The sequence below is a fragment of the Bacillus sp. BC08 genome, from assembly GCF_054326875.1.
Genome location: NZ_JBTGPA010000023.1, coordinates 70,160 through 82,446, shown reverse-complemented (window position 1 = coordinate 82,446; position 12,287 = coordinate 70,160). Strand labels below are relative to the sequence as shown.

Here is a 12,287-nt window from a genome sequence, read left to right as displayed (position 1 = left end):
TCTCTTTTACTACGTAAGCGTTTTCTTACTTATAATGACTTAAATAAGTTTTTTAGAAATAGATATCATTATATTCATTTCTTCTTCTGAAAGCATAGAGAATCTTTCTTGTAAATATTTCTTTTTCTCACCTTCCATTTTCGCAACCAAATCTTTTCCTTGCTCTGTAATCTCTAAATATACAACTCTGCGATCTGATGTAGAACGTGAACGAGTTACAAAACCTTTATTAATTAATTTTTCTGTAACAGCTGTAATATGACTATTCGATACATTTAATTCGTTAGCTACACGTGATACCATTTCTTTATTCGTACGGTTCAATATTCTAAGGACAATGAACTCATTCCACGGTATGTAACCACCAAATATTTTTCCAATATCATTACGCAACGTGCGAAACATAGCAAACACATTTGTCGATAGTTCTTCCATTAATTGCTCTCGATTTTGAGACAATTTTGACAGCCCCTTTTACTTCATTTAGTTAAATAAAAACCTTATTAATAATTTTACATGAAATCTTACTTTTTGTCACCTTATTTTCCCATAATTCGTAGTTTTTTAATATACATTTCATGATAAAATGAAGTTGAATTTCCAAAAAAAGGAGTTGGGATAGTGGGTGAAGAAGATAAATTTTCTAATTTCAATCTAAAAGATAAAACTTTGATTATTGGTTTTATTATTCTGTTCCTCATTATAATTTTTGCATTTATATTTTTTGTATATGTAGGAATCTTTCATATTACTGGTGTAGAGTATAGGTCGCGCACTGCCTTACTTCTATTTTTTTTATTAATTACTTTCTTAGACGGTATTATATTTTTCATCTTCAGTTTCTTCAAGGCACTGCTATATCCAATGACACAAAACATGCCAAATTGGCTTTCTATTACTCTTTTCGCAATCATTGAAATTACGCTAGATTGGTTCGTCATTCATACCGTTGACGACTGGATAGAGAGCGTACAACTGTCCAACATAGCTGAATTATGTGTCGTACTATTCCTTTTCCTATTAAATAAATTATTAAGTGACAAGAAAGAGTAAGAATACAAGCTTTTCTATATAAAAATTGGTACAATGAAAGCAAATCATACTAAAGAGGTGTTACTTATGAACTTACAACAATGGGCTGATACAGGTATGTCCTTTGATACATATGTGAATGAAATGAAAGTAAATCAATACGAGCTACTGCACATTTACAATAACTTTTTAATTCCAAATGAATTACTTCCCGTATTAGAAGAACGCCAAAATGATGGCTGGCGTGTTATCGTATTAACAGCTGATTGGTGTGGTGACGCTCTTTTATGCGTACCTGTTATGAAACGAATTTCTGAAGTTGCAAATATTGATATGAGATTATTAATTCGTGATGAAAACTTAGAATTAATGGATCAATATTTAACAAATGGAACCGCACGTGCCATTCCAATCTTTATTTTCATTGATAAAGATGGAAATGAACAAGCCGTTTGGGGACCACGCGCTCCAAAAGTACAAGAATTAGTAACTTCTATGCGCGCTACATTGCCTGAAAAAGAAGATCCAACATTCGAGGAAAAACAAAAAGAAATGTACGCTAACTTCCGTGCTACATTAGCGGATGATACTTCTCTTTGGGAACATGTAATGGAAAGCATGATGGAAAAAGTAGTAAAATAAAAAAACTGCCGAACTCGGCAGTTTTTTTATTACATAATGAAGAAGAAATAGAATACCGCAGCTAAAATGAAACGATAGTAAGCGAACGGCGTTAGTTTTACACGCGCTAATAATTTTAAGAATGAAACAATTGCAAACATCGCAACAACGAATGCAGTAATGAATCCTGTTGCAAATAACGGTATATCAGCCGCACTTAATATATCCCAGCTTTTAATTAAATCTAAACCACTTGCAGCTACCATCATTGGTACTGCTAAAATAAATGTATATTCAGCCGCCGCTGTATGTGACACGCGAGCTAATAAACCACCACTTATTGTAGAACCAGAACGAGAAAATCCTGGCCAAAGCGCTAAACATTGGAACATCCCAATTGTAAATGCTTGCTTATATGTGATTTCATCTAATGTTCTTGCTGTACTTGGTTTCGAAAACTTCTCAGCAACAATCATTAAAATACCACCAGCCACTAAACTGATGACAACTGGGCCTGGCCCAAATAAAACTTCTTTAATCGCACTATGGAACAATACGCCAAGTACGCCGGCAGGAATCATCCCGATAATAATATGTAATAAATTTAACGATGGTCCATCTGTTACTTTCCCTATACCTACTAAAGACCATAGACGCTTCCAAAATATAACAACAACTGCTAAAATCGATCCCAATTGGATAACAACTTCGAAAACTTTCGCTCTCTCATCGTCAAATCCAAGTAAATGACCTGTTAAAATCATATGTCCTGTTGATGAAACTGGTAAAAACTCTGTTAAACCTTCAACAGCACCCATGATTATTCCAATTAACCAATCAGCCACGAGTAGTGCCTCCTTAATAACGAATATGTAATTTTTCACACCTTATCATAATACCTTATCCCCTATTAAAGTGCATCTTTTTTTTATTGATTGTACATGTTATATGCGCTTATTTCTTTTCTATTTTTTGATTAAATTGTATGATAGTAAGAGTTTGTTTTTTTAGCGGAAAGGGGATTTTATGAAAGAAACTAATTCATTTTCACAAAAATTAAAGCAATTTGTATTACTATTTTTCCCGATTTTCGTAACGCAAATGTCATTATTTGCAATGAGTTTTTTCGATACGACAATGTCAGGGCACGCAAGTCCTATTGATTTAGCAGGTGTTGCTATCGGAACAAGTATATGGCTTCCCGTTAGTACCGGATTAACAGGAATTTTAATGGCTACTACTCCAATTGTTGCACAGCTCGTTGGATCCAAGAAAAAAGAGGATGTTCCCCAAGTTGTCATACAAGCAGTATATTTAGCAATTTGTGCTAGTTTCGTGGTCATCCTTATCGGTTTCTTCGCTGTTTCACCTATTTTAAACGGCATGCGCCTGGAAGAACCTGTGGAACGTATTGCAGCACAATTTTTAAGTATTATTGCAGTTGGAATTGTCCCTTTATTTACTTACACTGTTTTACGCGGGTTTATTGATGCATTAGGAAAAACTCGCACAACGATGATCATTACATTACTATCATTACCAATTAACGTAGTATTAAATTATTTATTAATTTTCGGTAATTTCGGTTTTCCAAAACTCGGTGGTGTCGGAGCCGCAATTGCTTCTGCAGCAACCTATTGGTGTATTTTAATTATTACCGTTATTATTATTCGTACGAAAGAGCCTTTCGCATCTTTCCATATCTTTAAACAATTATATCGTCCTTCTCTTTCAAGTTGGAAAGAATTCTTAAAACTTGGCGTCCCTATCGGATTTGCTATCTTTTTTGAAACGAGTATTTTCGCTGCAGTGACACTTATGATGAGTAATTTTAGTACGACAACAATCGCAGCCCATCAAGCAGCTATGAACTTCGCTTCCTTGTTATATATGACTCCTTTAAGTTTAGCAATGGCAATGACCATCGCTGTTGGATTCGAAGTGGGAGCCAAACGATATAATAACGCAAAGCAATATGGATTTATCGGGATTGGTTTAGCACTTGCATTCGCCCTATTATATTCAATTCTTCTCTACTTCTTTGATGATGAAATTGCTTCTATTTATACGACAGATATACAAGTTCATCATTTAGCAAAAGAATTTCTTATATTTGCGATTTTATTTCAAATTTCAGATGCAATTGCAACTCCTGTACAAGGGGCACTACGTGGTTATAAAGACGTAAATGTTTCCTTAATTATGACATTAATCGCTTATTGGGTAATAGGTCTCCCTCTCGGTTACATATTAGCAACTTATACTGACTGGGCAGCAAAAGGATATTGGATCGGTCTTATTATCGGTCTAGCATTTGGCGCTATCTTCCTTCTTTTCCGCCTCTTTCAAGTTCAAAGAAAATATACAACAGAAAACCGCCGCTCACGATAGAGGGGCGATTTTCTTTATGCATATTTTTTGTATGAACGTATAACATAATGAAAAAGAAAGGTGGATACATATGGACGAAAAAGAAAAAAAGCAATCATTCGATGAAGAATTCGCCCCTGAAATTTCACCTGGATATCGGCAAGATGTACATAAGCCACCTAAATATAAAAACACCTCGTTTTTAATGGGCATTACCATTTTTGCTGCTGTGTTACTCGTACTCATCATTTTCGTTTATTTTTGATATAAGGTGGTTTATTATATGAAGAAACAGGATTCCAATCGTTCGAAAAGAGCTGTAAAAACAGAAAAAGGGTATGCCGGTGATTCTGTGCTTACTCAGAAACAAGTCGAGCAAGGAAATTTATATATTGCTCAAAAAGAACTTGGTCAACAAAATGAAAACCTTTAGAATCCCTCAAAGAACTGGGGGATTTTTTTATCCGCTATTTGTGGCACTTTATTGTACATACTGCTTTTGTTCTAACACTTTAAATATATTATTAACCTTTACAATTTTCATTTCATACTTCAATTTCATTTCGATTCTCTTACCATTTTCAGTACCCGCAACGTATGCTACAGTTTTATAGAGAAAACTTCCATCCGCCACTTCACGTATATCCTCGTTTATAAATTTATACTCTAAATCCCGAAAACGATTTGGATAATAATTTTCTATTAATCGTTCATACCCTCTATTAAAAAATATTTCTTCACCTTTTCGTCTCACATCTTCTTTATTATTAAACTCAAACACTGCTAATTGCTCTGTCACAAAATGTTCCCCTACCTTTTTCATTTCATTATGAGTTAAAGTTTCGACACTTTTGTTCTTTAATTCATTATTTAATCCGTACTGATCAATCTGTTTAAAGCTAGCAAAAACCTCTTCTTTATATGACCAAAACAATCCAAAAGCGATACATAGAGAAATGATGAATAGTCTTTTCTTCGTAATACTCCCGCCCTTCTTCATAATGATAGTTATATTTTAACATATAGAAAGAAAATTCTGATATCATGAAGTGGAATAACTTAACTTGGAAATGAGGAACAATTATGGACTCTTACAAACAGTATATAAAAGAAGCTTTGCCTAATCTTTCTATACATTCCTATAAACAAAATGAAGAAGGCTGGGATAATGTAGCGGTTATCGTAAATGATGAACTACTGTTTCGTTTCCCACGAAAACAAGAATATGCAATGCGCATTCCTTTAGAAAAAGAATTATGCACACTTCTCTCTTGTTCACTACATGAAATTGAGGTTCCACAGTATCGCCTATTATATAGAAATGATGCTGATGCGGTTCCACTTTGTAGCTACTATACACTCATTCATGGTGAACCATTAAAAACAGACATAGTAATCAAACTTGAGGATAAAGAACTAAAAACTATTATTACACAATTAGCTACCTTCCTTGCAACCCTACATAGTATTCCTTTAAAACAAGATACAAAGTTAGGATTCCCTGTTGAAAAAACACTTACCTACTGGAAAGAGCTACAAACTAAGTTAAATCAGTATGTTACTAATAGTTTTACTTCGTTACAGAAATCATCTTTAAATCGGTTATTCGAAAATTTCTTTACTTTTATCGATACAACCACTTTTCAAAATACAATTATTCACGCTGATTTTACACATCATCACATTTTATTTAATAAGCAAAACAAAAACATTTCAGGGGTTATCGATTTTGGTGATGCTCAAATTGGCGATCCTGCTTTTGATTTTGCTGGGCTATATTATGATTTCGGACGTGAATTTACTACATCTGTATATGAACAATACAGCATGCTTATTTCACACGATGACCCACTACTCATTCACCGCATCACGAGCTTTTATCAATACAGTCCTTTACTACATAATATTACTTATAGCTTTGAAACAAAGAATGAACTCGCATTCCTAGCGGGTACAGAACAACTGAAAGTAATACTACAGGGATGAGATTACATTCTCTCCCTATACTCTCTCTCCTCATACATCATTAACTTTTTATCCATTTCAACAATGACTTGATACAGTTGAAATGCTTGTAAAATTTGCAGTTGAATTCCAAAAGGAGCATTCTGTTCTTTTAACCATTGAAATACTTTCGTTTCATCTTTCATTGATTATTCCTCCCTTTATTAAAATCTGCTACAAATATACGGTAAATGATGAAAAGCTTTTCATGTCAATAATAAAAAAGGATGCAACATTGCATCCTTTAATGTACGATATTTTTCTTCTGCTTCGCTTCTTTTTTTACTTCTTCCCCTTGGCATTCCCTACGAAATGCACAACTCATACACTCAGAACGAAAGTGACGCTCTGTATAATGCTCAGGTTGTTGCAACATTTCTTTCATTCTAGATAAATCAGCCATTCCAGTTATAATATCTTCCTGTTTCGGAATGTACTCATACTTAGTTCCTTCTATTAAATTAATTACTTCAATTTTCCCTGGAAGAATGCCGAAAGCTTTATAACTGAATACTGTCATTAACTTTTGACAAAGAGCAAGCATTTCCTCATCCGCATCGACAACATACTTTTTAATTACAAACGACTCAGTACTCCACTCACCAACTTCTAATGTCAATGACATGTGAACACCTAACTCTTCCATATATGTTTGAAATTTTTCATATAAAAATAACGGCGGTGTCTGACTATCATCTCTTTCAACAAACTGTAATAAATGATCCGTTAACTTCGCTAACACGATATAATACTCCGTCTTTGAAGCAAACATATTAATCCTTACTTTTTTCCAATACTTTTCTATTAATATTAAAAGTACGATTTTCGTTTGTTGGCCCGCAGGTAGTGTGTAATATTCGTTAATAATTCGATTCACAATCATTTGTGCGATTTGTTGCCATTCAAACGAAGAAGGTTCTCTTCTTTTTATATGACGGAAATAAAATTTATGCGGACAACGCATAAAATCATACAAATGATAATCTGTCATCGTTTTGATTGCGATTTTCTCATGCACTTGCTCTTCATCTCCCTTCTGCCATTAAGAAAGGTGTTTTACAAATTCAGCTCCAAACTGTAAACATTTTTCTACATCTTCATCTTCTGGCGTTAATTCTACTTTTAGTCCTTCTAACACAACTGCTGCCCCGCGTTCTTGTAGCTTTTCTATTAAAATGTCAACCGCCACGCCGTATTTCGGATAAGCCGAATCACATGATCCGAATACTGCCGCTTTTTTCCCAGTTAAATCAATTGAATCCATTGCGTCATAAAAATCTAAGAAATCATCAGGAAGGTCACCATCTCCCCAAGTGTAAGCACCTAAAATAATCCCATCATACTGTTCTAGTATAGAAGCTTCTGGTGAATCCATAATATCGATAACTTCAATTTCATTTTCTGTTTCACGAACGGCACCGGCAATATGATCAGCCATTTCCTCTGTATTTCCACTCATACTTGCAAAAATCATTACTAACTTACTCAACTGAATCTCTCCTTTTACCTTGTATCTCTTTTTCTGTTGGAAGCGGACTCTTCTCATCTACATATTCAGAACGAATTACATTTCGTTGCCATTCCATATGCTGATCAACATCTTTATTTTTATCTTTTAATCCCCTCCGCAGAAGGTGAAATTTTTTTCTCATTAACATGTCTCATCCATCCTATTGATAATAATTATCAATTTCAACTACCCTTAGATTAATTGACAGTGATTATCAATGTCAATAACTATTTTTAAAAAAATGATTAAAATGTACAAGCTTGTCCGTTAGCTATTCATATACTATAAATGAGCATAGTTCTTTCTCAGCCCTCTCTGACGGAAAGAAATAAAAGCAACTGCGATAGAGCGCAGTTGCCTTTTTTTATACTTTTCTATGATTTCAGTAGTCTTATCGCTGTCTCTAGAAATAATTCCACTCCATAAATTAAAGCCGATTCATCTACATCAAATTTCGGATGATGATGCGGATAACAAGTACCTACTTTTTCATTCCCCGTCCCCAATTTAATGAAGCAACCCGGTGCTTTTCTTAAATATGCTGAAAAATCTTCTCCTCCCATAGAAGGTTCAAGCTTCACAACACGCTTATTCCCAAACAAATGTAGTGCACTTTCTTCTACTACCTTCGTAATATACTCATCATTAATAACCGGATCATATCCATATCGATACGAATATGTATACTCTCCCCCATGTGCTTTTGTAATGCCTTTCACGATTTTCTCAATTTTCTCTTCTGCTTCTACCCTTAATGCTTGATTAAATGAACGAACAGTTCCCATTAAAGTTGCTGTACTAGGAATAATATTATCAGCCATTCCCCCATGAAACTGCGTAACTGAAACAACTCTTTGCATGAACGCACTTGTATTTCTTGATACGATATGTTGTAAATTTGTAATAATCTGCGCTCCGATAGCAATAGGATCTATCGTTTCTTCTGGCCTCGCCGCATGCCCTCCTTTCCCTTGAATTTCAACTGTAAATACGTCTGGTGCCGCCATCATCGGCCCATACGCAATTCCTATCTTCCCGCTCTCAAGTCCTGACATAACATGTAAACCTATTACATAATCCACACCATCCATCACACCTGCCTCAACCATTTCTTGTCCGCCCCCAGGATACACCTCTTCTGCGTGCTGAAAGAAGAGCCGAATCTCACCTGCAAAATCTTCCTTTATATGTGATAACACTTCTGCTGTACTTAACAAAATAGCTGCGTGAGCATCATGCCCACATGCATGCATCATTCCTTTATTCACAGACGTATAAGATTTCCTTGTCTCCTCTTGAATTGGTAAAGCATCTATATCAGCTCGAATCGCAATCACTTTCCCTTGTTCCGTTCCTCTTTTAATTGCTAGTACACTATACTTCGTCGGTCTCGTTACTTCAAAAGAAGAAAATGAGCATAATGTTTCATATATAAATTGCGAAGTTTCTTTTTCATGAAATGATAATTCCGGATACTTATGGAAATGCCTTCTCCATTTCACGATATTTTCTTCCGAAATAAGACTCTTCCACACTCTATTCACGATAATTTCCTCCTTTTAAAAAGATTTAGAAACTTAAAGTTTGTTCACTCTCTACCGATTAATAAGTAACAAATCTTATATTTTCACGTATTCTTATAGTCCACTTTTATGTATTCACACAATCCACTTTCTATTTACATGTCAAACCCGTTACAAATTGATGCTGAATGTAATATAATTGCTAAGTTAGGGATTTTCTTTTTTAGTATTTAGTGCTAATATCAGAAAAGAGCCTTTTGACTTATTTTTACCTAAAATGTGGAATTTTGTTTTTTTCACAATAATGTAGGACATGATACCTACAAAGAGCTATTATTTCATTAAGAGAGGGAAAGACATGGAAAGATTAAAAGAGATATGGTCTCGACCACTCACACAATGGGTTGCAAAGACGGTTTATTACCTTGCAATTTTATTTGCATTACTTTGGTTGTATGGATTCCATGATACAAACACAAGTACATTTATTTACAATGAATTCTAGGGTGGGAACGTTATGAAGTTATTAGAACAAATTGAAAAGTGGGCTATTGAAACGCCTGATCAAACTGCTTTTGTTTGGCGAGATGCGAAAATTACGTACAAACAATTAAAGGAAGATTCTGATGCGTTAGCACATTGGATTTCTTCTGAGTATCCAGATGATCGTTCACCAATTATGGTGTATGGCCATATGCAACCTGAAATGATTATTAACTTTTTAGGATGTGTAAAAGCTGGACACGCTTATATTCCTGTAGATTTATCTATCCCAGATGATCGTGTACAACGTATCGCTGAAAATTCTGGTGCGAAACTACTTTTATCAGGAACAGAAGTAACTGTAACTGATTTACCAGTTCGCATTGTAAGTGAAGATAACTTAAAAGATATTTTCTTTACTCATAAAGGGAACACTCCAAATCCTGAACATGCGGTAAAAGGTGATGAGAACTTCTACATTATTTACACTTCAGGAAGCACAGGTAATCCGAAAGGGGTTCAGATTACTTATAACTGCCTTGTAAGCTTTACAAAATGGGCTGTAGAAGATTTCAACTTACAAACAGGGCAAGTATTCTTAAACCAAGCACCTTTCTCATTCGATTTATCTGTCATGGATATTTACCCATCATTAGTAACAGGTGGTACACTTTGGGCAATCGATAAAGATATGATTGCACGTCCAAAAGACTTGTTTGCTTCTTTAGAGCAATCGGATATACAAGTATGGACTTCAACACCATCTTTCGCAGAAATGTGTTTAATGGAAGCATCTTTCTCTGAGAGTATGCTACCAAACATGAAAACATTCTTATTCTGCGGTGAAGTGTTACCAAACGAAGTGGCTAGAAAATTAATTGAGCGTTTCCCTAAAGCAACAATTATGAATACGTACGGTCCAACAGAAGCTACTGTCGCTGTAACAGGTATTCACGTTACAGAAGAAGTTCTTGATCAATACAAATCACTTCCAGTTGGTTACTGTAAATCAGACTGCCGCCTTCTTATTATGAAAGAAGATGGTACGATTGCACCTGATGGTGAAAAAGGTGAAATTGTAATTGTCGGTCCAAGCGTAAGCGTTGGATATTTAGGAAGCCCTGAATTAACAGAAAAAGCATTTACTATGATTGACGGTGAGCGCGCCTATAAAACAGGCGATGCTGGCTATGTCGAAAATGGTCTTCTATTCTATAATGGTCGTCTTGATTTCCAAATTAAGCTGCATGGTTATCGAATGGAATTAGAAGAAATTGAGCATCACCTTCGTGCGTGTTCTTACGTAGAAGGAGCAGTTATCGTTCCAATTAAAAAAGGTGAGAAATACGATTATTTATTAGCGGTTGTTGTCCCTGGGGAACATTCATTTGAAAAAGAATTCAAATTAACATCTGCAATCAAAAAAGAACTCAATGAGCGATTACCAAACTACATGATTCCACGTAAATTCATGTATCAATCTTCTATTCCAATGACACCAAATGGAAAGGTAGATCGCAAAAAATTATTGAGTGAGGTTACAGCATGACCGCATATGGATCATTTTATTTTTTCGCTATAGTGGGCATTTTATTAATACCTACTATCATAGCTGGATTAAAAGGTAAAATGTTGCGTAAATATAATGCCGTATTAACATTAGTCATGCTTGCTATTATCTTCTCGGATAAACCGAAGCAAGCAATTATGTTAGCCGCATTTATTATTTGGCAATATGCCTTGATTAAAGGCTATTTATTATTAAGAAAACAAAAGAATAGTACACTCACTTTTTGTGTAGCTGTTATTTTATCGATTTTGCCACTTATTTTGGCAAAAATCGCACCGTTTGCACCTGATCTAAAGTTTATTGTATTTCTAGGAATGTCCTATGTAACATTTAGAGCAGTACAAATGGTATTTGAGGTTCGTGATGGCTTAATTAAAGAACTTTCCTTCTTTAATTTTTGGGAATTCGTTTTATTCTTCCCGGCAATTTCAACGGGACCTATCGATCGTTACCGCAGATTCCAAAAAGATATTCAAAAGCCACCTAGCGCTGAGGAGTATCAAAACTTACTATATACAGGATTAAACCGTATTTTCCAAGGTTTCTTGTATAAATTTATTATCGCTTACTTAATAAAACAATATTTTATGGATCCGGCATTTGCTCAGCAAGATACAATCCTATCCAATATGATTTACATGTATAGCTATAGCTTATATTTATTCTTTGACTTTGCTGGTTATAGCTCATTTGTAATTGGTGTGAGTTATATGATGGGTATTAAAACGCCAGAAAACTTTAATAAACCGTTCATTAGTCGTAATATTAAAGACTTCTGGAACCGCTGGCACATGAGTTTATCATTCTGGTTCCGTGATTTTATTTACATGCGTTTCGTCTTTTTTGCAACGAAGAAAAAGTTAATTAAAAACCGTTATACAATTTCTTATATCGGTGCATTTTTGAACTTTTTCATCATGGGAATTTGGCATATTACTGGTGAGCATGTGTATCAATACATTATTTATGGTCTTTATCATGCCGCACTGTTTATTTTATTCGATATTTTCGAACGAAAAAACAAGAAGCATAAGTTTTGGCCGAACAATAAATTTACACACGTCCTTGCGATTGTAATTACGTTCCACGTTGTATGTTTCGGTTTCCTAATTTTCTCTGGACACCTTAACAGATACTTTTAATGCACCCTTCTTATACTAATAAGAAGTTGCAC

At 34.7% G+C, this 12,287-nt stretch carries 17 protein-coding genes; 9 read left to right on the top strand and 8 right to left on the bottom strand.

Going from position 1 to position 12,287, the window contains the following annotated elements; genetic code table 11:
• Positions 1-39: 39 nt before the first annotated feature.
• Positions 40-459: a MarR family winged helix-turn-helix transcriptional regulator gene (locus ACXVYO_RS05320; protein WP_458466208.1), complete on the bottom strand. Its 420-nt coding sequence runs from the start codon at positions 457-459 to the stop codon at positions 40-42.
• A gap of 162 nt (positions 460-621) precedes the next feature.
• Here ACXVYO_RS05320 and ACXVYO_RS05315 point away from each other — a divergent pair, with 162 nt between their 5' ends.
• On the top strand, positions 622-1,053 hold the full coding sequence (locus ACXVYO_RS05315; RefSeq protein WP_458466207.1) for a YrvL family regulatory protein: 432 nt from the start codon (positions 622-624) through the stop codon (positions 1,051-1,053).
• 33 nt (positions 1,054-1,086) lie between these two features.
• Complete coding sequence (locus tag ACXVYO_RS05310; protein ID WP_458466206.1) at positions 1,087-1,674, top strand: thioredoxin family protein; 588 nt, start codon at positions 1,087-1,089, stop codon at positions 1,672-1,674.
• 29 nt (positions 1,675-1,703) lie between these two features.
• On the opposite strand, the gene uppP is transcribed toward ACXVYO_RS05310, so the two are convergent.
• Positions 1,704-2,498, bottom strand: a complete 795-nt coding sequence (uppP, locus tag ACXVYO_RS05305) for a bacitracin resistance undecaprenyl-diphosphatase (RefSeq protein WP_242252452.1) — start codon at positions 2,496-2,498, stop codon at positions 1,704-1,706.
• Positions 2,499-2,679: 181 nt separating this feature from the next.
• On the opposite strand from uppP, the gene ACXVYO_RS05300 reads away from it, so the two are divergent.
• The 3 genes from ACXVYO_RS05300 to ACXVYO_RS05290 all read left to right on the top strand — a co-directional run bounded on the left by ACXVYO_RS05300 (position 2,680) and on the right by ACXVYO_RS05290 (position 4,456).
• Positions 2,680-4,044 carry an MATE family efflux transporter gene (locus ACXVYO_RS05300; RefSeq protein WP_458466205.1) on the top strand — a complete coding sequence of 455 codons (1,365 nt, stop codon included), beginning with the start codon at positions 2,680-2,682 and terminating at the stop codon, positions 4,042-4,044.
• A 70-nt stretch (positions 4,045-4,114) separates the two neighbouring features.
• The gene (locus ACXVYO_RS05295) at positions 4,115-4,288 is read left to right on the top strand and encodes a hypothetical protein (RefSeq protein WP_000343559.1); all 174 of its coding nucleotides are present in this window, start codon (positions 4,115-4,117) and stop codon (positions 4,286-4,288) included.
• 18 nt (positions 4,289-4,306) lie between these two features.
• A complete protein-coding gene (locus ACXVYO_RS05290; RefSeq protein WP_426831835.1) occupies positions 4,307-4,456 on the top strand; it encodes a hypothetical protein in 150 nt (49 codons plus the stop codon).
• Positions 4,457-4,504: 48 nt separating this feature from the next.
• Here the strand turns inward: ACXVYO_RS05290 and ACXVYO_RS05285 are convergent, their stop codons facing one another.
• On the bottom strand, positions 4,505-5,023 hold the full coding sequence (locus tag ACXVYO_RS05285; RefSeq protein ID WP_458466204.1) for a biotin transporter BioY: 519 nt from the start codon (positions 5,021-5,023) through the stop codon (positions 4,505-4,507).
• Positions 5,024-5,106: 83 nt separating this feature from the next.
• On the opposite strand from ACXVYO_RS05285, the gene ACXVYO_RS05280 reads away from it, so the two are divergent.
• A complete protein-coding gene (locus ACXVYO_RS05280) occupies positions 5,107-6,009 on the top strand; it encodes an aminoglycoside phosphotransferase family protein (RefSeq protein WP_458466203.1) in 903 nt (300 codons plus the stop codon).
• A gap of 2 nt (positions 6,010-6,011) precedes the next feature.
• Here ACXVYO_RS05280 and ACXVYO_RS05275 read toward each other — a convergent pair whose 3' ends face one another.
• The 5 genes from ACXVYO_RS05275 to amaA form a co-directional block, all read right to left on the bottom strand.
• The gene (locus tag ACXVYO_RS05275) at positions 6,012-6,173 is read right to left on the bottom strand and encodes a hypothetical protein (RefSeq protein WP_016088745.1); all 162 of its coding nucleotides are present in this window, start codon (positions 6,171-6,173) and stop codon (positions 6,012-6,014) included.
• A 98-nt stretch (positions 6,174-6,271) separates the two neighbouring features.
• Positions 6,272-7,045 carry a hypothetical protein gene (locus tag ACXVYO_RS05270; RefSeq protein WP_048561412.1) on the bottom strand — a complete coding sequence of 258 codons (774 nt, stop codon included), beginning with the start codon at positions 7,043-7,045 and terminating at the stop codon, positions 6,272-6,274.
• 24 nt (positions 7,046-7,069) lie between these two features.
• Complete coding sequence (locus tag ACXVYO_RS05265) at positions 7,070-7,516, bottom strand: flavodoxin (protein WP_144613760.1); 447 nt, start codon at positions 7,514-7,516, stop codon at positions 7,070-7,072.
• Positions 7,509-7,679 (bottom strand): hypothetical protein, encoded by a 171-nt coding sequence (locus ACXVYO_RS05260; protein ID WP_170960728.1) that lies wholly within the window; start codon positions 7,677-7,679, stop codon positions 7,509-7,511. Before ACXVYO_RS05260 ends, ACXVYO_RS05265 begins: the two co-directional genes overlap by 8 nt.
• 232 nt (positions 7,680-7,911) lie before the next feature.
• On the bottom strand, positions 7,912-9,081 hold the full coding sequence (gene amaA / locus ACXVYO_RS05255) for an N-acyl-aliphatic-L-amino acid amidohydrolase (RefSeq protein WP_458466202.1): 1,170 nt from the start codon (positions 9,079-9,081) through the stop codon (positions 7,912-7,914).
• Between the two features lie 337 nt (positions 9,082-9,418).
• Here amaA and ACXVYO_RS05250 point away from each other — a divergent pair, with 337 nt between their 5' ends.
• From ACXVYO_RS05250 to dltB, 3 genes are read left to right on the top strand one after another with little or no spacing between them, the layout of a single operon-like run.
• Positions 9,419-9,565 (top strand): teichoic acid D-Ala incorporation-associated protein DltX, encoded by a 147-nt coding sequence (locus tag ACXVYO_RS05250; protein WP_000440293.1) that lies wholly within the window; start codon positions 9,419-9,421, stop codon positions 9,563-9,565.
• A 12-nt stretch (positions 9,566-9,577) separates the two neighbouring features.
• Positions 9,578-11,092 carry a D-alanine--poly(phosphoribitol) ligase subunit DltA gene (dltA, locus tag ACXVYO_RS05245; protein ID WP_458466201.1) on the top strand — a complete coding sequence of 505 codons (1,515 nt, stop codon included), beginning with the start codon at positions 9,578-9,580 and terminating at the stop codon, positions 11,090-11,092.
• A complete protein-coding gene (gene dltB / locus ACXVYO_RS05240; RefSeq protein WP_000127945.1) occupies positions 11,089-12,255 on the top strand; it encodes a D-alanyl-lipoteichoic acid biosynthesis protein DltB in 1,167 nt (388 codons plus the stop codon). Before dltA ends, dltB begins: the two co-directional genes overlap by 4 nt.
• Positions 12,256-12,287 lie beyond the last annotated feature (32 nt).